Here is a 17,989-nt window from a genome sequence, read left to right as displayed (position 1 = left end):
CAAAAAACCGAATCGTGATTGCGCGGGGTGATACGGGTCAGGCGTGGCGCGGCAACAGCGTCAGCACCAGCCAGGCGGCGGCGGCCGCCGCGAGGCCCGTTGCAAAGGTGCCCCACGCGATGTCGAGCAGGGTGACCTTGGTCGACCAGATCTTCATCGTCGCCTGATTGGTGAGGTCGTAGGTCATGTAGCAGAAGAAGCCGAACAGCGCGCCATATTGGGCCGCGACCCGCCATTTGCCCGCTGCGAGCGCGGGCTGAACCGCGAAGATCTGGATGCCCAGCATATAGAGGGCATAGAAAAGGAGGGCGGGTGCGGGGCGCCAGCCGTCCATCAGCAATTCGCCGATCTCGGGGTGATAGAGCCCGGGGCCGACCCGGGTCAGCCACAGCGCGTCGAGCAGGCCGAAAATCAGCGCGGTGAAGCCATAACCCGCAACGGTTTGCCGCGTCATGGCGTGGGAGCGGCCAGCCGGCGATTGGCGCCCGCCCAGGCGGCGGTGCCGGCGAGCAGCGCATAAGCGAACAGCATCGTCGCCGGGATCGCGAGGGAAAAGGTCGGTTGCTTCGGGCCAAACCAGTCGACGGCCTGCAACAGCGCAAGCACGCCGGCCAGAATCCACAAGCGGCGATTGCCGGTCGGCGCCGACGTCCGCTTCGCATAATAGGCCAGCGCGGCGCCGATGAAGAGGATCTCCAGCGGCATCGCGATCATCGGATGATTCCACAACCCGAGCCCGAGCTTCGGCGGCGCGCCATAGAGCGTCAGGTCGGGGATATGGACGAGGAGGTCGACGAACCAGTGCGACAGCACGACGAGCGCCGCGCCGATCGCCGCCGCCCTTCGCTTCGTCGCGACCCCGACGAGCGCCCCGAACCCTGCCGCCCACAACAGCGCGCCGAGCAGGCTGTGGGTATAGGGCATATGATAGAGGTCCATCGGGTTCATCGCGGTGATGCCGGGAACGATACGCATCGCCTCCAGCTCCGGGAACAACAGCGCGGCAAAACCGATGTCGACGAGCTGCGCGGCGACGAACAGCGTGCCGAGACCCGCAGCTTTCGGCCGGGCGGCGGCGACCAGCGCGGGGGCAAAATGGCCGATGAACATGGCGCGCGATGCTAGGGCACTGCGGCGCGACGTCAAGCGCGACCGCACTTGACCATCGGGGGGCGAAGGGGCCAAAGCAGGCGCCATGACGGACACCCCCGACACCCTTGGCGAACCCGCAATTTCCGCGCTGTCGTTCGAAGCCGCGATGGGCGAGCTCGAGACGATCGTGCGGCGACTCGAAAGCGGCGACGTCAGCCTCGAGGAATCGGTCGCGCTTTACGAGCGCGGCCATGCGCTGCGCGGCCATTGCGAGGCGCGGCTCGCGGCGGCGCAGGCGCGCATCGAACAGGTCAGCCTGGGCGCCGATGGCCGGCCGGCGGGGACCACGCCGTTCGGCGAAGGCTGAGCCCGGTGACGGTCGCCGAGGGAGATGTCGACGCGGGCAGCCGCCTGCTCGAAGACGCGCAGGCCGAGATCGTCGAGGCGACCGACCGGTTGTTCGACCAACTGCTCCCCATTCCCGACGATCCGCGCGACCGGCTGTATGCCGCGATGCGTCATGCCGCGATCGGCGGCGGCAAACGGCTGCGGCCCTTGCTCGTGCGCGCTGCGGGCGACCTCTATCATGTCGATCGCACCCCGACGCTGCGCGTCGGGGCTGCGGTCGAGGCGATGCACGTCTATTCGCTGATCCACGACGATTTGCCATGCATGGACGATGACGATCTGCGGCGCGGCAAGCCGACGGTGCATAGGGCCTATGACGAGGCGACCGCCGTGCTCGCGGGCGATTCGCTCCATGCCCTGGCGTTCGAATGGCTCGTCGATCCCGTGACCCACGCCGACCCGTTCGTGCGCAGCGAGCTGGTGCGCGAACTCGCGCGCGCTGCGGGCCCGGCGGGCATGGCGGGCGGCCAGATGATGGACCTCGCCGCCGAGACCGCGCAATTCGACCTGCCGACGGTGACCCGGCTGCAGCAATTGAAGACCGGGGCGTTGATCGCCTTCTCGGTCGAGGCGGGGGCGATCCTAGCGCGCATCCCGGCCGAGGGACGCACGCCGCTGCGCGGTTATGCGCGCGACATCGGGCTGGCTTTCCAGATCGCCGACGACATCATGGACGTCGAGGGCGACGAGGAGCTCGCGGGCAAGGCGCTGCACAAGGACGAGGCCGCAGGCAAGGCGACCTTCGTCACGCTGATGGGGCTCGATCGCGCCCGCGAACAGGCGCGCGCGCTCGTCGACCAGGCGGTCGGCCATCTCGCCGGCTTTGGCGAGGAGGCGACGCTGCTGCGCGCGATCGCCCGCTATATCGTGGAAAGGGACCGCTGATGCGCATTGGAGTTTACCCGGGCACCTTCGATCCGATCACGCTCGGCCATATGGACATCATCCGCCGCGGCGCGAAGTTCGTCGATCGGCTGATCATCGGCGTCACGACCAATATCACCAAATCGCCCTTGTTCGACGATGACGAACGCATTGCGATGGTGAAGGCCGAGGTCGCGGCGGTCGACGGCGATATCGAGGTGGTCGGATTCAACTCGCTGCTGATGGACTTCGCCGACGCGCAGGGCGCGTCGATCGTCGTGCGCGGGATTCGCGGCGTCACCGACTTCGAATATGAGTATCAGCTGACGGGCATGAACCGCCAGCTCAACGCGCGGGTCGAGACCGTCTTCCTGATGGCCGACGTCAGCCTGCAGCCGATCGCGTCGCGCCTGGTCAAGGAAATCGCGATCTTTGGCGGCGACATCCACAAATTCGTGACCCCGACGGTGCGCGACGCCGTGGTGGCGCGCATCGCCGAATGCGGCCTGCGCCAGGGCGGGACCTGATCGCGATCATTGAGCGTTCAGCTTTTTCCCGCTAGGGCCGCGCCACACGGGGCGCATAGAGCATTTCATCACAAAGGCCGATCCAGCATGACATTCACCTTCCGCCCCCTGATCCTGACGGCGATGGCGTTCGGCCTCGCGGCCCCGGCCGCCGCGCAGGACGCGCCTTCGGCGCCCGCCGAGGCGCCGGCCACTGCGCCCGCAACGGGTGAAACCACGGTGGCGCCGACCGCTCCGGCGATGACCCCCGATCAGTACATCAACAACCCCGAATATATGCTCAACATCGATCTTTCGACCGGCGGGCGGATCGTCGTGCAGCTCTATCCCAATATCGCGCCGAACCATGTCGACCGGGTGAAGCAACTGGCGCGCGCGGGTTTCTATGACGGGGTGAAATTCCACCGCGTGATCGACGGCTTCATGGCGCAGACGGGTGATCCGACCGCGACCGGGCAGGGCGGCTCGCAGCTTCCCGACCTCAAGGCCGAATTCAACGGGCAGCCGCATCTGCGTGGAACGCTGTCGATGGCGCGCGCCGAAAGCGAGGACAGCGCGAACAGCCAGTTCTTCATCATGCTCCAGCCGCGCTTCAGCCTCGACCGCCGCTACACCGCCTTCGGCCGCGTGATTTCGGGCATGCAATATGTCGATGCGATCCATAAGGGCGAGCCGCCGGAAGTGATGTCGCGCATGGTGCAGGTGTCGGTCGCCGCCGACAACAAGCCGATGCCGCCGGCCTCGATGTTGACTGAAACGCCGGTCGCGCCCGCGGCTGCGGCGCCGATCACCGCCGACCAGCTCAACGCGCCGATCCAGAAATAAGCGCCGGGACGCGCGCGAACCCTATGCGCGTCGACGCCTTCGATTTTGAGCTGCCGCCCGAGCGCATCGCGCTCCGCCCCGCGCGTCCGCGCGACGCGGCGCGGATGCTCGTGGTTGATGGCGACGGGATATCCGACCGCGGCGTTCGCGACCTGCCGGCGCTGCTCCGCGCGGGCGACTGTCTGGTGTTCAACGATACGCGGGTGATCCCCGCACAGCTCGAAGGACGGCGCGGAGACGCGAAGATTGGTGCGACGCTGCACAAGCGTATCGACCTGCGTCGCTGGCAGGCCTTCATCCGCAACGCCAAGCGGCTGCGCGTCGGCGAGACGGTCGATTTCGGATCGGGGGTCGCGGCGGTTGCCGAGGAACGGCTCAGCGATGGCAGCTTCATCCTCGCCTTCGCGGGTGACGAGCCGGTCGAGGTCCTGCTCGAACGTGCCGGCACGATGCCGCTGCCCCCCTACATTGCGGGCAAGCGCCCGACCGACGCCGAGGACCGCAGCGATTACCAGACGATGTTCGCGAAGGAGGACGGCGCGGTCGCAGCCCCCACTGCGGCGCTGCATTTTACCCCCGACCTGCTCGCGGCGCTGGCCGAGGCCGGGGTCAAGAGCGAAACGCTGACGCTCCATGTCGGCGCGGGCACCTTCCTGCCGGTCAAGGCCGACGACACCGACGACCATGTCATGCACGCCGAATGGGGCCGCATCGAGGCCGAGACCGCCGACCGGCTGAACGCGGTGCGCGCCGCGGGCGGGCGCGTCATCGCGGTCGGCACCACCAGCCTGCGCCTGCTCGAAAGCGCCACGGGAGAGGACGGCATCATCGCGCCCTTCGCGGGCGACACCGCGATCTTCATCACCCCCGGTTATCGGTTCAAGGCGATCGACGGGCTGATGACCAATTTCCATCTGCCCAAATCGACTTTGTTCATGCTGGTCAGCGCGCTCATGGGATTGGACGTGATGCAGGCGGCCTATGCGCATGCGATCGGGCATGGCTATCGCTTCTACAGCTATGGCGACGCGAGCTTGCTGCTGCCCTGATCTCCAAACTGACGTGATGTCATTTACTGATTCGCAAGGGATTTCAGGCAAATCCTCTTGATCGGTGGGGACCAGCCATGATGACGCAACATGAGTAATCCGGCTCCGCGCCCGGACGACCAGGGGGAAAAGGCGGTGCCAGACGGCGGCGGACGCGGATTTTTGGGCAAGCTCGGCGCGCGGATGGCGGCGCCGCGCCCGGAGACCGCTCCCGGCATTCAAACCCGGGAAGCGCTGCTCCTGCTCCAGAATTATGAGGAGAGCGGGCAGGGCTGGTTCTGGTCCACCGACGCCGACGGCCGGCTGACCTATATCACCCAATATGTCGCCGAGCAGATGGGGCGGACCGCCACGGCGCTGCTCGGCGCGAGCTTCAGCGACCTTTTCCTGCCGGTCGACAGCCATGGCGAACGCCAGCGCACCTTGCCCTTCCTGCTCACCAAACAATCGAAGTTTGACGAGCTGCCGCTGCGCTGCGCCTTCGAGGGCGACCAGCGCTGGTGGGCGGTTTCGGGCCGCCCGCATTTCGACGGCGGCGGCCGCTTCACCGGCTATCGCGGCAGCGGCATCGACATCACCGCGCAGCGCCGATCGGCCGAGGACGCCTCGCGTCTGGCGATGTATGATTCGCTGACCGGGCTCGCCAACCGCTTCAATATCTCGAAAAAGCTCGACACCACGCTGGCCGCCTTTGCCCAGCAGCAACGATCGTGCGCGATCATGCTGCTCGACCTCGATCGTTTCAAACAGGTCAACGACACGCTGGGCCACCCCGCCGGCGACGCGCTGCTCAAACAGGTTGCCGAACGGCTGCTCAAGATCGTCGGAGACAAGGAAATGGTCAGCCGCCTCGGCGGCGACGAATTCCAGATCATCCTCCCCGACATCGAAGACCGCGGCAAATTGGGCGACATGGCGAGCGATATCATCAACAGCCTGTCGCAGCCCTATTCGGTCGAGGGGAGCCGGTGCATCATCGGCGCATCGGTCGGGGTCGCGATCAGCCCGTTCGACGGCGACAACAGCGACAATCTCGTCCGCAACGCCGACCTCGCGCTCTATGCCGCCAAGGGCAATGGCCGCGGGCGGTTCAGCTTCTATTCGAGCGACCTGCACCAGTCGGCCGAAGATCGCCGCGCGCTGGAGGGCGATCTGCGCGACGCGCTGGCGCGGGGCGAGATGGCGCTGTCGTACCAGCCGATCGTCAACGCCAAGACCAACACCGTCACCGGCATGGAAGCGCTGGTCCGCTGGACGCATCCTGAACGCGGCCCGATTTCGCCGGCCTTGTTCATCCCGATCGCCGAGGAGGCGAATCTGATCTGGGCGCTGGGCGAATGGGTGCTGCGCAAGGCGACCGAGGATGCCGCTGCCTGGCCCGGCGAGATGCGCGTTGCGGTCAATGTCTCGCCGATCCAGTTCGCCAACGCCGAACTGCCGAAGATCGTCACCCACGCGCTCGCCGCCAGCGGGCTGCCGCCGGCGCAGCTCGAACTGGAAATCACCGAAAGCGTCTTCCTGGGCGATTCGGCCGAGACGAGCCATATGTTCAAGGCGCTCAAGGGGCTCGGGGTGCGTCTGGCGCTCGACGATTTCGGCACCGGCTATTCCTCGCTCGGCTATCTGCAATCGGCGCCGTTCGACAAGATCAAGATCGACCAGAGCTTTGTCCGCGGCGCGACCGAAGCGGGGTCGCGCAACGGCGCCATCATCGCCGCCATCGTTGCGCTCGCCGAGGCGCTCGAAATGGAAACGACCGCCGAGGGGATCGAATCGCTCGATCAGCTCGACCTGATCCGCAAGCTCAACGTCAGCCATGTCCAGGGCTATGTGTACAGCAAGCCGGTGTCGAACGACGAACTGCTGCGCCATGCCGAATCGGGCAATTGGACCATCAAGCCCACCGGTCCGGCGCGCCAGCGCACCGACCGCTTTCATATGTTCCGCAAGGTCGGCGCGATCCACGACAACCATCGCTACGCCGTGGTGATGCGCAACCTGTCGGCGACCGGCGCCTTTATCGAGGGGATCATGGACGTGCCGCTGGGGACCCAGTTCGTGATCGATTTCGGCGAGGGCCAGCTGGTGACCGGAACCGTTCGCCGATCGAAACAGCATCAGCAGGGCATTGAGTTCGAAACCTCGATGGTCAGCGACGGCAATGGCGGCCTCTGCACGCGGCACCGCGTCTCGCCCTATCTGATCGCCGCCGCAGCGCAACATTCGGGCGGACTGTCGTTGCCGATGTTCACGACGACGAGCGACTGGACGGGCAAATAGCGGGCAGCGCGCGGCGTTCGGTTTCTCCATCTAGCGCTTTTGCGAACATGCTGCCACAACGCGCGACATGACCCATATCCGCCATATCAAACAGGTCGCGGCGACCGGCCTCGCCTGGCTGCTGTTGACCGCAGCATCGACCCCCGCATCGACCGCCTCGCAGATTGCCGACCTGCTCGATGCCGACAAGCCGATCGAGGCTTTTGCGCTGGCCCAGGAGAAAGCGGGCGAGGGCGACCCCGAGGCGCAGTTCGCGCTCGGCTGGTTTTACGACAGCGGCCGGCATATCACCGCCGACAAGGCAAAGGCGGCGGCGCAATATCGCAAATGCGCCGACAAGGGGCTGAGCCAGTGCCAGTGGCGGCTGGGCGTGATGTACGATATCGGTGAGGGTGTGGCGACCGACCCGGCGACGGCATTCGCCTGGATTTCCAAGGCGGCGGCGCAGAAAAACCCCGGCGCGCTATCGAGCCTCGCGGTGATGTATGCGACCGGACATGGCACGCCGATCGATTATGCGAAGGCGATGGAGGCCTATAAGGCGGCGGCCGATGGCGGCGAGGCGGCCGGCTTCTACGGCGTGGGCATCCTCTATCTCGAAGGGCAAGGCGTCCCGGAAAACGGCGAAGAGGCAGCGGCCTGGTTCTCGGTCGGCGCGGCGGTCGGCGACGAACAGGCCAAGACAGCGTCCGATCTGCTGCTCAAGGATCAGGCGACCGAGGTGCTCGATCGCGTCGCATCGCGGGCGACGGCGATCTATTCCGAATATGTCGCACCGGTGCAGCCCTTGCCCGCGCGGCCGACGCCGGAGGAAGCGCGCAAGGCGCCCTGATCGGGAACCGCGCGCCGTCCGATCCGTTTCGTCGTTGTGTAACGACGGAGACGATCATGGCCGAAAGCAAGATATTCGAACGGTTGAAGGCCGACCACGACCGGCACCGCGATCTGCTGGCGCGGATCGACGCAACGCATGGCGACAGCCCCGAGCGCGAGCAGTTGTTCGAAGCGTTTCGCGTCGAGGTGACGGCCCATGCGGCGTCCGAGGAATTGTCGCTCTATGCGACGATGATGGGCAAGCCCGACCTGCGCGAGGATGCCCAGCATAGCGCGAGCGAGCATAAGGAAATCGACGAGATGCTCACCGAGCTTTTTGAGATGGACTTCGCTTCGACCGGCTGGCTGACGCGGTTCCGCACGATGAAGCATCGCTATCTCCATCATATCGACGAAGAGGAGGAGGAGATGTTCCCCGCCGCCGAGGACGGATTGACGCAGGCACGCAAGAAAGAAATCGCCGCGATCTTTGCCAGGGAAAAACCGAAAGAGAAGGCCAAGGCGGCCGAGGAAGCGCCGTCGAGCGCGGATGAAAGGGACTAGGAGGCAGGCCGCTAACTGATAAGCCGCCATACAATCCCGTTCGTGTCGAGCGAAGTCGAGACACGAACGGAAATATGGATGGTCTGGAAACCGCACCGACCGCCCCGCCTCGACATTCGCGCCCGCGCCCGCCATAGGCGCGCGCCATGACCGACAGATTCGCCTTTTCGGTAGCCGCGACCGATGGCGCGGCGCGCACCGGCACGATCCGAATGCAGCGCGGCGAGATCCGCACCCCCGCCTTCATGCCCGTCGGCACCGCCGCGACGGTGAAAGCGATGCGTCCCGCCGAAGTGCGCGCGACGGGCGCTGACATCATCCTCGGCAATACCTATCATCTGATGCTGCGGCCCGGCGCCGACCGCATGGCGCGGCTCGGCGGACTCCACGCCTTCATGGGCTGGGATCGGCCGATCCTGACCGACAGCGGTGGCTATCAGGTGATGAGCCTGTCGGCACTGACCAAGCAGAGCGAGGAGGGGGTCGCGTTCCAGAGTCATCTCGATGGCTCGCGGCATATGCTGACCCCCGAACGCTCGATGGAAATCCAGCGGCTGCTCGGCAGCGACATCGTGATGGCGTTCGACGAATGCCCGCCGAACGGCGTCGACGCCAAGCGCGCGCTGGCGAGCATGGAGCGCTCGATGCGCTGGGCGGCGCGCAGCCGCGCGGGCTTCGATGCGGGCGAGGAACATGCGGCGCGATCGGCGTTGTTCGGCATCCAGCAAGGGTCGCTCGACGAGAAATTGCGTGCGCGCTCGGCGGCGGCGCTGGTCGATATCGGCTTCGACGGCTATGCGATCGGCGGCCTCGCAGTCGGCGAGGGGCAGGCGGCGATGTTCGGCGTGCTCGACTATGCGCCGGGCCAGCTGCCCGCCGACAAGCCGCGCTATCTGATGGGGGTCGGCAAACCCGACGACCTGGTCGGTGCGGTCGCGCGCGGGGTCGACATGTTCGATTGCGTGCTGCCGACGCGGTCGGGGCGCAACGGGCAGGCATTCACCTGGAATGGCCCGGTCAACATCCGCAACGCCAAACATGCCGAAGATCAGGCCCCGCTCGACGAGGCGTGCGACTGTCCGGTGTGCACCACCTGGACGCGTGCCTATCTCCATCATCTCGTCCGCTCGGGCGAAATGCTCGGCGCCATGCTGATGACGCAACATAATCTGCATTTCTATCAGTCGCTGATGCAGGCGATGCGCGACGCGATCGCCGGTGGGCGCTTCGCGGCCTTCCAGTCGGATTTCGAGGATCGTTATCGGCGCAGCGCGGCGGGCTGACGCGGCTCAATTGAGCTTGTTGAGCAGGTCCATCATCGAATCCGGGATCGTCTCGTCGACCGCAGACTCATAGGCGCGGCGCAGGGCGATGTTCACATCCTGCGTCTTTTTGGGCATTTTCTTGTCACCGTCTTTTCCGGCGGGCTTCTGCGAAGACGAACCGGATTCAGACGACATTATCGTGATATCCAATGGACATGGGGCCTGTAGCTAACCGCGCCTTGAGCAAAGCGCAATGGCGTCTTTCTTCTTTCCCATGAAACCAATTTGCCGTTAGATCGTTCCACGCCCGTGCAATAAAATTGGGCGCCGGCGGAGCTATGCCCGATTCAAGCGGGTTTCGAGACAGGCCAGAACCTGTATCAGGAGGTAATCTATGTCATTGGGTCAGGCGATTGCGCCGCATCTTCCCTATCTGCGCCGCTACGGCCGCGCGATTTCGGGGAGCCAGCAGCGCGGCGATGCGCTGGTCGCGGGCGTCTTGCAGACCCTTGTCGCCAATCCGGGCGCGGTCGATGCGCGCGCCGATTTGCGCATCCAGCTCTATCGCATGGTGCATGACAATTTCGGCCTCGCGACCGGGCATCAGCCGGCCGCCGACGAGCCGGTCGCCGCCGACATCGCGATCGCCGATGCCCGGCTGCGCCGCATTCCGTCGCTGGCGCGTCAGGCGTTGCTGCTCACCGCGGTCGAGGGCTTCAGCGAAGACGATGCCGGCCGCATCATCGGCCGCGATGCGGCGACGGTGCATGGCCTGATCGACGAGGCGATGGCCGAAATCGACCGCCAGACCCGCGCGCGCATCCTGATCATCGAGGATGAGCCGATCATCGCGATGGATATCGAAATGATCGTCCGCGACCTCGGCCATGACGTCGTCGCGGTCGCCACCACCCATGCCGAAGCGGTGGCCGAGGCGCAGGCGCATCAGCCGGGCCTGGTGCTCGCCGACATCCAGCTTGCCGACAACAGCTCGGGGATCGAGGCGGTGCAGGAAATCCTGGCCGACCTGAAGGTGCCGGTCATCTTCATCACTGCCTTCCCCGAACGGCTGCTGACCGGCGACCGGCCCGAACCGGCCTTCCTGCTGACCAAGCCGTACCAGCCCGCGACCTTGCGCGCCGCGATCGCGCAGGTGCTGTTCTTCGACGAGGCGACGGTTCCGGCCTGACCCGGACGTCGCCCGCTCTTGTCACCCGCGTCGGCGCGGGTGATAGGGCGGGGTGATGATGTCCGACGCTTCTTCCGTCCGCCAATCGGCGCTCGATCGCCTCACCGCCAATGCGCCGTTTCTGGCGCGGCTGGCCGAACTGCACGCCGATGATGTGATGCGCTTCCTGACCGAGGGCACCGACGCCGCGCTGGCGGCGGTGGCCGCGCCGCCGGTCGATGACGATATCATGGTCGCCTTGCGCCACTGGCGCGGGCGGATCGCGCTGCTGCTCGCGCTTGGCGACCTGTCGGGTGAGCATGATGTGGCGACGACGACGCGGCATTTGTCGGCCTTTGCCGATGTGGCGTGCGATGCCGCGCTGGCCGCGGCCTTTGCCGAGCGCGTGCCCGGAGAGGATCCGCGCGGCTTGTCGGTGATCGCGCTCGGCAAGCTCGGCAGCCACGAACTCAACTACTCGTCGGACATCGACCCGATCCTGATCTTCGATCCCGAGACGATGCCGCGCCGCCAGCGCGACGACCCGACCGAGGCGGCGGTACGCATCGCGCGGCGGATGACCGAGATCCTGTCGGCGCGCACCGCGAACGGCCATGTGCTGCGCGTCGACCTCCGCCTCCGCCCGCATCCCGAAGTCACGCCGATCGTGCTGCCCGTCGACGCGGCGATTTCCTATTATGAATCCGAGGCGCTGGCGTGGGAGCAGGCGGCGTTCATCCGGTCGCGCGCCTCGGCGGGCGACCGCGCCTTGGGCGGCGAGTTCCTCTCGGCGATCCAGCCCTTCATCTGGCGCCGCAGCCTCGATTTCCGCCAGCTCAAGGAAATCGGTGCGATGAGCGACCGGATCCGCGACCATTTTGCGCAGGGGCAGGCGTTCGGCCCCGGCTACGACTTGAAGCGCGGGCGCGGCGGCATCCGCGAGATCGAATTTTTCGCGCAGGTCCACCAGCTGATCTACGGCGGGCGCGACCCGTCGCTGCGCGTGCCGGCGACGGTCGATGCGCTCGCTGCGCTGGCGGCGGCGGGGCGGATCGACCCCGATGTGGCGGCGCGGCTGACCGGTCATTACGCCACCCTTCGGCGCATCGAGCATCGGTTGCAGATGATCGAGGACCAGCAGACGCACAGCCTGCCGCTCCAGCCCGCGGCGCTCGATGCGGTGGCGCGGCTCGACGGGCACGCCGATGGCGCGGCGTTGCTCGCGATGCTCGAGCCCGTCACCGCCGACGTCGCGGCCTGTTACGACCAGCTGGTGCTCGAACGCGCGGCGACCAGCGGGCTGCCGCGCGACGAGGGCGAGCTGGCGGGCGCGCTGATGGCGGCGGGCTTCGAACCGGCTGACCATGCGCTGCGCACCATCGCCGAATGGCGCGGCGGCAAGCTGCGCGCGTTGCGCACCCCGGCGGCGCAGGACGCGCTCGAGACGGTGCTGCCCGGACTGGTCAAGGCGCTCGGCGCCGCGCCCGATCCCGAGGCGGCGCTGACCCGCTTCGACAAGCTGGTGTCGGGCCTGCCCAGCGCGATCAATTTTTTCCATCTGCTCGCGGCGCAGCCCGAGCTGGCCAAGGTCGCGGTGCGTGTGCTGACGCTCGCCCCGACACTCGCGGAGGCGCTCGGCGCGCGCGTCGAGCTGATCGAGGGGCTGATCGACAAGCGCGCGTTCGAGGCGCCCGCGACCAAGGCCGAGCTGCTGTCCGAATGGGCGCCGGGCCTCGCCGGGCTCGATTATGAACGGTTGCTCGACCGGGTGCGCGACCGCGTCGGCGAGCGGCGCTTTGCCTATGGCGTCCAGCTGATCGCGGGCGCGACCGACCCGATGATGATCGCCTGCGGCTATTCCGAACTCGCCGAGGCGGCGCTGCAGGTGCTCGCCGATGCGACGGTCGCCGAATTCGTCGAGGCGCATGGGCGGATCGCCGACAGCGAACTCGTCGTACTCGCGCTGGGGCGGCTCGGCGGACGCGCGCTGACGCACGCCTCGGACCTCGACCTCATCTATCTTTTTACCGGCGACCATCTCGCCGAATCGGACGGGCGCCGGCCGCTCGGCGCGACGACCTATTACAACCGCCTCGCGCAGCGGCTGACCGGCGCGATGTCGGTGCCGACCGCGGCGGGGAAGCTCTACGAGGTCGATACGCGGCTGCGGCCCCAAGGCGTGCAGGGGCCGTTGGTGGTCACACTCGACAGCTTCGAACGTTATCAGCGCGAAGAGGCCTGGACGTGGGAGCATATGGCGTTGCTTCGCGCGCGGCCGGTCTATGGATCGGACGAGGCGCGCGCCGAGGTGCAGCAGATCATCGACGCGCTGCTCGCGATCCCGCGCGATTCCGTGAAGCTGGCGCAGGACGCCGCCGAGATGCGCGCCAAGATGGCGGCGCACAAACCACCGAAGGGCCCGCTCGACATCAAGGGCGGGCCGGGCGGGCTCGTCGACCTCGAGTTCGCGATGCAGGTCACGCAGCTGACGAGCGGGCGCTGCCACGATCCCAATATCGGCTCGGCGCTCGCCTGCCTGCGGATCGAGGGGCTGGCGCCGCCGGAGGTCTGCGACGCGCATGGCCTGCTGGGGCGGATGCTGGTTATGCTGCGGCTGACCGCGCCCGAAGGCGAGCCCGCGACGCCGGCGGCGCGGCAACTGGTCGCGGCGGCGTGCGGCGAACCCGGATGGCCGCAACTGCTTGCCGCGCACGACGGCGCGCGGCAGGAGATCGCGAACTGGTGGGCGTCGATTCGCCCCGATCGTCAGGAGACCAAGTGATGACCCTCGCCATCGGCGATACCGTTCCGTCGGTAACCCTGCTCGACGCCGATGGCGCGGCGATCGACCTCAAGGCGCTGAAGGGCGCGCCTTTGGTCGTCTATTTCTATCCCAAGGCCGATACGCCGGGCTGCACTGTCGAGGCGCAGGACTTTACCCGCCTCGCGCCCGAATTCGCCAGGCTGGGGGCGCAGGTCCTCGCCGTGTCGCGCGATGCGCCGGCGAAGCTGTGCAAGTTTCGCGACAAATATGGTCTGACCGTGCGGCTCGCCTCCGATGAGGACGGTGCGGTGTGCGAGGCGTTCGGGACGTGGGTCGAGAAGCAGAATTACGGTCGCACCTATATGGGGATCGAACGCTCGACCTTCCTGTTCGGCGCCGACGGCAAGCTCGTTCGCGAATGGCGCAAGGTGCGCGTCAAGGGCCATGCCGACGCTGTTCTGGAGGCGGCGCAGGCACTTTGACGACATTGGGCGAAGCCGCGCGGGCGGTGCTGTTGACCTCCGATCCGCACGCCAAACGGCGCGCGGCGCGCGAACTGGCGCGGGCGTGGCGGCGCGGCGACCTCGATCGTCGTTGGGGCGTCGCGATGCCCGAGCAACCCGCCTGGCCCGCAAAGCCCGAACTGATTGCGCCCACGGCGATGCCGCGGCGCGGGAAAGGCGGGTCCGAGCGCGGCCGCATCGCGATGCTCCACGCGCTCGCGCATATCGAATTTGTCGCGATCGACCTCGCGGTCGACCTCGTCGGGCGCTTCGGCGGGGAGTTTCCGCAGGCCTTCGTCGACGATTGGATCGGGGTCGCGGCCGATGAGGCGATGCATTTCGCGCTGCTCGACCGCCGGCTGCGCCAGTTGGGCAGCCATTATGGCGCACTGCCGGCCCATGCCGGATTGTGGGAAGCGGCGCAGCAGACCAGCGACGACGCGCTGGCACGGCTGGCAATCGTGCCGATGGTGCTGGAGGCGCGCGGGCTCGACGTGACGCCGACGATGATCGCACGGTTTGAAGCCGTCGGCGACACGGCGTCGGCAGCGATCCTGTCGCGCATCTATCGCGATGAGGTCCGCCATGTGCGCGCGGGCACAGACTGGTTCAACTGGGCGTGCGACAGGAGGGGATTCGTCCCGGCGTCAACCTGGCAAAGCCTCGTAAAATCGCGATTTCGCGGACAGTTGAAGCCGCCGTTCAACGACTCAGCGCGCCATGACGCCGGTTTAACGCAAGAATACTATGCCGTTGTTGCTTCGTAAGGATTGACCCCGCAGACAGGCTCGCGGGCGGATGATCAATCATCCAATGCAGACTAAACCGGCACCAATGGCGTTTTCAGACCATTGGCGACAAGGCAGATGCGGGGTCGTTAAGTGATAAACACTCTTCTGGCGCAAAAGTTTCGTTTTGGGCTGATTTTTTGTGCCACCGCGTTGATGGGCTTCACCGCCCCGACGGTCCAGGCCGCCGAAACCAGCGCCGACGCTGGCGTCGTCGTTCCCGACGAACCCGACGATGACAGCTTCACCGCCGGGGTTCCGTCCCCCACCGAAGACAGCGAAGCCCGCGCGATTTTCCAGGCGTGGAAGCGTCTCGACACCGGCCTGACCGCCAGCCTCGGCGTTTCGGTCCCGTCACGGGTGCCGATCCAGAATATGTCGCTGTCCTCGTCCTATGGCATGCGCGTCCACCCGATCACCGGCAAGGTCGCCCGCCACAATGGCGTCGACATTCCCGCGCCTTATGGCACCCCGATCTACGCCACCGCCGACGGCATCGTTGGCCGCGCCCAGCGCCTCGGCGGCTATGGCAATTATGTCGAAATCGAACATGGCAACGCGATTCAGACGCGCTACGGCCATATGTCTTCCTACATCGTCATTCCCGGCCAGTCGGTCAAAAAGGGCGATGTCGTCGGTTATGTCGGTTCGACCGGCCGTTCGACCGGCAATCACCTGCATTATGAAGTCCGCATCGAGGGCGCACCGGTCAATCCGATGCCCTTCTGCCGCCAGGATACGATGGCGATCGCGGCGATCACCGGCGACAAGCTCGCCATGGGCGGTCCCGAGTAACAAGGTTTTTTGGGTCGGAGAGGAGGGGGCGCCCAACGGTTCAAACCGGGGCGCCCTTTTCATTTGGGCGGGCACACCCTATCTTGCGCCCATGGCCACGCAGCTTTCCGATATCACCCTGTCCCCCGCCGCCGCAGCGCGGGTGCGGTGGATTGCGTCCCGCAAGGGTGAAGCAGAGGCTGCACTGCGGCTCGCGGTCGATGGCGGCGGCTGTTCGGGTTTCACCTATCGCTTCGGGCTGGCCGAGGGGATCGATGCCGGGGATATCGTCACCGAAACCGACGGGGTGAAGCTGGTCGTCGATCCGGTAAGCATCGACCTGGTACGTGGCTGTATCGTCGATTTTGTCGATTCGCTCGGCGGATCGTCGTTCAAGGTCGAAAACCCCAACGCCGCCTCGGGCTGTGGTTGCGGGTCGAGCTTTTCGATCTGACGCTTTCGTCGCGGTGCGCTTCCTGTCATAGGAAGGGCCATGAAAATCGCGACCTTCAACATCAACGGAATCAAGGCGCGCATGCCGCGCCTCATCGAATGGCTCGAGGAAACGCAGCCCGACGTCGCCTGTCTGCAGGAACTGAAATCGAGCGACGAAACGATGCCGATGAAGGAAATCGAGGCGGCCGGTTATGGCGCGCTCTATCATGGGCAGAAGGGCTTCAACGGCGTCGCCATTCTTACCAAGGGCGTCCAGCCGGTCGAAACCCAGCGCGGGCTCGCCGGCGAGGATGAGGATGAGCAATCCCGCTATCTGGAGGCCGACGTGAATGGCGTCCGTGTCGCGTCGATCTATCTGCCCAACGGCAACCCCCAGCCGGGTCCGAAATTCGACTATAAATTGCGCTGGATGGCGCGGCTGCGCGAGCGGGCGAAGGCCTTGCTCGCCGCCGAGATCCCGACGATCCTGACCGGCGACTATAATGTCATTCCGCACGACGATGATGTGTGGGATCCGCGCGGACCGATGGCCAATGATGCGCTGATGCAGCCCGAATCGCGCGATGCGTGGTTCCGCCTGCTCGGCGACGGGTGGACCGATGCGCTGCGCAGCCGCCATCCGGGCGGGCATGTCTGGACCTTCTGGGATTATCAGGCCGGCGCGTGGCAGCGCGATCACGGTTTCCGTATCGATCATCTGCTGCTCAGCCCGGTGCTGGCCGACCGGCTGGTCGATGCCGGCGTCGACAAGGATCATCGCGGGCGCGAGAAGGCGAGCGACCATGCGCCGACCTGGGCGGTGTTCGCTTGACCGCGCTGTCCGCCAGCTGGCTGGCGGACGTGCCGCTGTTCGCGGGGCTCGACGAGGCCTCGCGCCGCGAGCTTGCCGATGCCTTTACCCCGCGCCATTTCGCCGATGGCGAGGCGTTGCTCGTCCAGAACGAACGCGCCGAGGGTCTGTATCTGATCGATGCGGGGCGGGTCGATATCGGTAAGCGGCTACCGGGCGGCGGACTTGCTTTGCTGGCGACGGTGGGCGCCGGCGAGGTGATCGGCGACATGGCGCTGATCGGCCGCGATCTGAAACGCTCGGCGATGGGCGTCGCGCGCGGGCCGGTCGGCAGTTGGTATCTGCCCGCCGATCAATTCCGCGCCGCGCTGTCACAGCTCCAGCCGACATCGCTGCAGTTGCAGGCCGCGCTTGGCCGCCTCATCGCAGCGCGCGTTGCGGACAAGACCGGCGATATCGCGGCGCTGCTCGGCGAGACGCCCGACAGCTTCACCCCGCGACCGCAGCGCGCGCTCGCGCCGGTGATCGAGGAGGATTTCGCGGCCGAGGCTTTTCTCGCGAAACTGCCGTGCTGCGCGGCGATGACGCCGGGCCAGCGGCGCGCGTTCTGGGACGCGGGCACGCGGGTCGAACTCGCCGCCGATAGCGATCTCGCCGCCGTTGGTGCGCCATCGGATAGGCTCTGGCTCGTCGTGCGCGGTGCGGTACGCAGCGGACTACCGCACAGGGGCGGGGTCTATCAGCTTACGATCACCGGTCCCGGCCAGCTCGTCGGTCTCGCACCTTTGTTGCAGGGCGTGCCGCACGACCGGCTGCTGCGCACCAGCGAGCAGGCGACCCTGCTCGCCTTCGACCGCGCGACGTTCCGTGAGATGCTCGATACCGGCGACGCGCTGAGCCGCGAGGTCGGCGCGTCGGTCAACGCCGATCTCGTCACCGCGCTCGACGCGCTCGACCAGGTCGAAGCGCGCATTTTGGCGATGCGGCGCGGGCACGCCGTCGCGGCCTAGAGCAAAAAAAACCGTAGCCCTGAGCCTGTCGAAGGGCGCCTCACTGAGA

Annotated in this window: 20 protein-coding genes; 17 read left to right on the top strand and 3 right to left on the bottom strand. The window is 66.6% G+C overall.

Annotation, left to right across the window (positions count from 1 at the left end):
• Positions 1-37: 37 nt before the first annotated feature.
• Positions 38-454, bottom strand: a complete 417-nt coding sequence (locus ACREB7_RS13180; RefSeq protein ID WP_431592734.1) for a DUF2177 family protein — start codon at positions 452-454, stop codon at positions 38-40.
• Entirely contained in the window at positions 451-1,110 is a 660-nt protein-coding gene (locus tag ACREB7_RS13175) for a hypothetical protein (protein WP_431592733.1), read from the bottom strand. Before ACREB7_RS13175 ends, ACREB7_RS13180 begins: the two co-directional genes overlap by 4 nt.
• An 85-nt stretch (positions 1,111-1,195) precedes the next feature.
• On the opposite strand from ACREB7_RS13175, the gene ACREB7_RS13170 reads away from it, so the two are divergent.
• The 9 genes from ACREB7_RS13170 to tgt all read left to right on the top strand — a co-directional run bounded on the left by ACREB7_RS13170 (position 1,196) and on the right by tgt (position 9,705).
• On the top strand, positions 1,196-1,459 hold the full coding sequence (locus tag ACREB7_RS13170) for an exodeoxyribonuclease VII small subunit (protein WP_431592732.1): 264 nt from the start codon (positions 1,196-1,198) through the stop codon (positions 1,457-1,459).
• A 5-nt stretch (positions 1,460-1,464) separates the two neighbouring features.
• Entirely contained in the window at positions 1,465-2,385 is a 921-nt protein-coding gene (locus ACREB7_RS13165; protein WP_431592731.1) for a polyprenyl synthetase family protein, read from the top strand.
• Complete coding sequence (gene coaD, locus ACREB7_RS13160; RefSeq protein ID WP_431592730.1) at positions 2,385-2,891, top strand: pantetheine-phosphate adenylyltransferase; 507 nt, start codon at positions 2,385-2,387, stop codon at positions 2,889-2,891. The genes ACREB7_RS13165 and coaD overlap by 1 nt, the downstream gene beginning before the upstream one ends.
• An 87-nt stretch (positions 2,892-2,978) precedes the next feature.
• Entirely contained in the window at positions 2,979-3,716 is a 738-nt protein-coding gene (locus tag ACREB7_RS13155) for a peptidylprolyl isomerase (RefSeq protein ID WP_431592729.1), read from the top strand.
• Positions 3,717-3,739: 23 nt separating this feature from the next.
• Positions 3,740-4,765, top strand: a complete 1,026-nt coding sequence (queA, locus tag ACREB7_RS13150; RefSeq protein WP_431592728.1) for a tRNA preQ1(34) S-adenosylmethionine ribosyltransferase-isomerase QueA — start codon at positions 3,740-3,742, stop codon at positions 4,763-4,765.
• 90 nt (positions 4,766-4,855) lie between these two features.
• The gene (locus ACREB7_RS13145; RefSeq protein ID WP_431592727.1) at positions 4,856-7,045 is read left to right on the top strand and encodes an EAL domain-containing protein; all 2,190 of its coding nucleotides are present in this window, start codon (positions 4,856-4,858) and stop codon (positions 7,043-7,045) included.
• Positions 7,046-7,112: 67 nt separating this feature from the next.
• Complete coding sequence (locus tag ACREB7_RS13140) at positions 7,113-7,877, top strand: tetratricopeptide repeat protein (RefSeq protein WP_431592726.1); 765 nt, start codon at positions 7,113-7,115, stop codon at positions 7,875-7,877.
• 56 nt (positions 7,878-7,933) lie between these two features.
• Positions 7,934-8,422: a hemerythrin domain-containing protein gene (locus ACREB7_RS13135; RefSeq protein WP_431592725.1), complete on the top strand. Its 489-nt coding sequence runs from the start codon at positions 7,934-7,936 to the stop codon at positions 8,420-8,422.
• A 146-nt stretch (positions 8,423-8,568) separates the two neighbouring features.
• Positions 8,569-9,705, top strand: a complete 1,137-nt coding sequence (gene tgt, locus ACREB7_RS13130) for a tRNA guanosine(34) transglycosylase Tgt (RefSeq protein WP_431592724.1) — start codon at positions 8,569-8,571, stop codon at positions 9,703-9,705.
• A gap of 6 nt (positions 9,706-9,711) precedes the next feature.
• On the opposite strand, the gene ACREB7_RS13125 is transcribed toward tgt, so the two are convergent.
• On the bottom strand, positions 9,712-9,822 hold the full coding sequence (locus tag ACREB7_RS13125; RefSeq protein ID WP_431592723.1) for a NepR family anti-sigma factor: 111 nt from the start codon (positions 9,820-9,822) through the stop codon (positions 9,712-9,714).
• A 259-nt stretch (positions 9,823-10,081) separates the two neighbouring features.
• Here ACREB7_RS13125 and ACREB7_RS13120 point away from each other — a divergent pair, with 259 nt between their 5' ends.
• The 8 genes from ACREB7_RS13120 (at position 10,082) to ACREB7_RS13085 (ending at position 17,940) form a co-directional block, all read left to right on the top strand.
• Complete coding sequence (locus ACREB7_RS13120) at positions 10,082-10,876, top strand: response regulator (RefSeq protein ID WP_431592722.1); 795 nt, start codon at positions 10,082-10,084, stop codon at positions 10,874-10,876.
• Positions 10,877-10,931: 55 nt separating this feature from the next.
• Positions 10,932-13,637, top strand: coding sequence for a bifunctional [glutamine synthetase] adenylyltransferase/[glutamine synthetase]-adenylyl-L-tyrosine phosphorylase (locus ACREB7_RS13115; RefSeq protein ID WP_431592721.1), 2,706 nt, complete (start codon positions 10,932-10,934; stop codon positions 13,635-13,637).
• A complete protein-coding gene (locus ACREB7_RS13110; RefSeq protein WP_431592720.1) occupies positions 13,637-14,101 on the top strand; it encodes a peroxiredoxin in 465 nt (154 codons plus the stop codon). The genes ACREB7_RS13115 and ACREB7_RS13110 overlap by 1 nt, the downstream gene beginning before the upstream one ends.
• Positions 14,098-14,889, top strand: a complete 792-nt coding sequence (locus ACREB7_RS13105) for a ferritin-like domain-containing protein (protein WP_431592719.1) — start codon at positions 14,098-14,100, stop codon at positions 14,887-14,889. The genes ACREB7_RS13110 and ACREB7_RS13105 overlap by 4 nt, the downstream gene beginning before the upstream one ends.
• Before the next feature lie 177 nt (positions 14,890-15,066).
• On the top strand, positions 15,067-15,705 hold the full coding sequence (locus tag ACREB7_RS13100) for a M23 family metallopeptidase (RefSeq protein ID WP_431592718.1): 639 nt from the start codon (positions 15,067-15,069) through the stop codon (positions 15,703-15,705).
• Positions 15,706-15,796: 91 nt separating this feature from the next.
• A complete protein-coding gene (gene erpA, locus ACREB7_RS13095; protein WP_431592717.1) occupies positions 15,797-16,138 on the top strand; it encodes an iron-sulfur cluster insertion protein ErpA in 342 nt (113 codons plus the stop codon).
• Positions 16,139-16,177: 39 nt separating this feature from the next.
• Entirely contained in the window at positions 16,178-16,951 is a 774-nt protein-coding gene (gene xth / locus ACREB7_RS13090) for an exodeoxyribonuclease III (protein ID WP_431592716.1), read from the top strand.
• Positions 16,948-17,940 (top strand): cyclic nucleotide-binding domain-containing protein, encoded by a 993-nt coding sequence (locus tag ACREB7_RS13085; RefSeq protein WP_431592715.1) that lies wholly within the window; start codon positions 16,948-16,950, stop codon positions 17,938-17,940. The genes xth and ACREB7_RS13085 overlap by 4 nt, the downstream gene beginning before the upstream one ends.
• Positions 17,941-17,989 lie beyond the last annotated feature (49 nt).

Origin of the sequence: Sphingopyxis sp. (genome assembly GCF_050725615.1) — a bacterium.
Taxonomy (GTDB): Bacteria; Pseudomonadota; Alphaproteobacteria; order Sphingomonadales; family Sphingomonadaceae; genus Sphingopyxis.
Note: the sequence above shows the minus strand (reverse complement) of the source record. Positions and strands in the feature narration are given on the sequence as shown.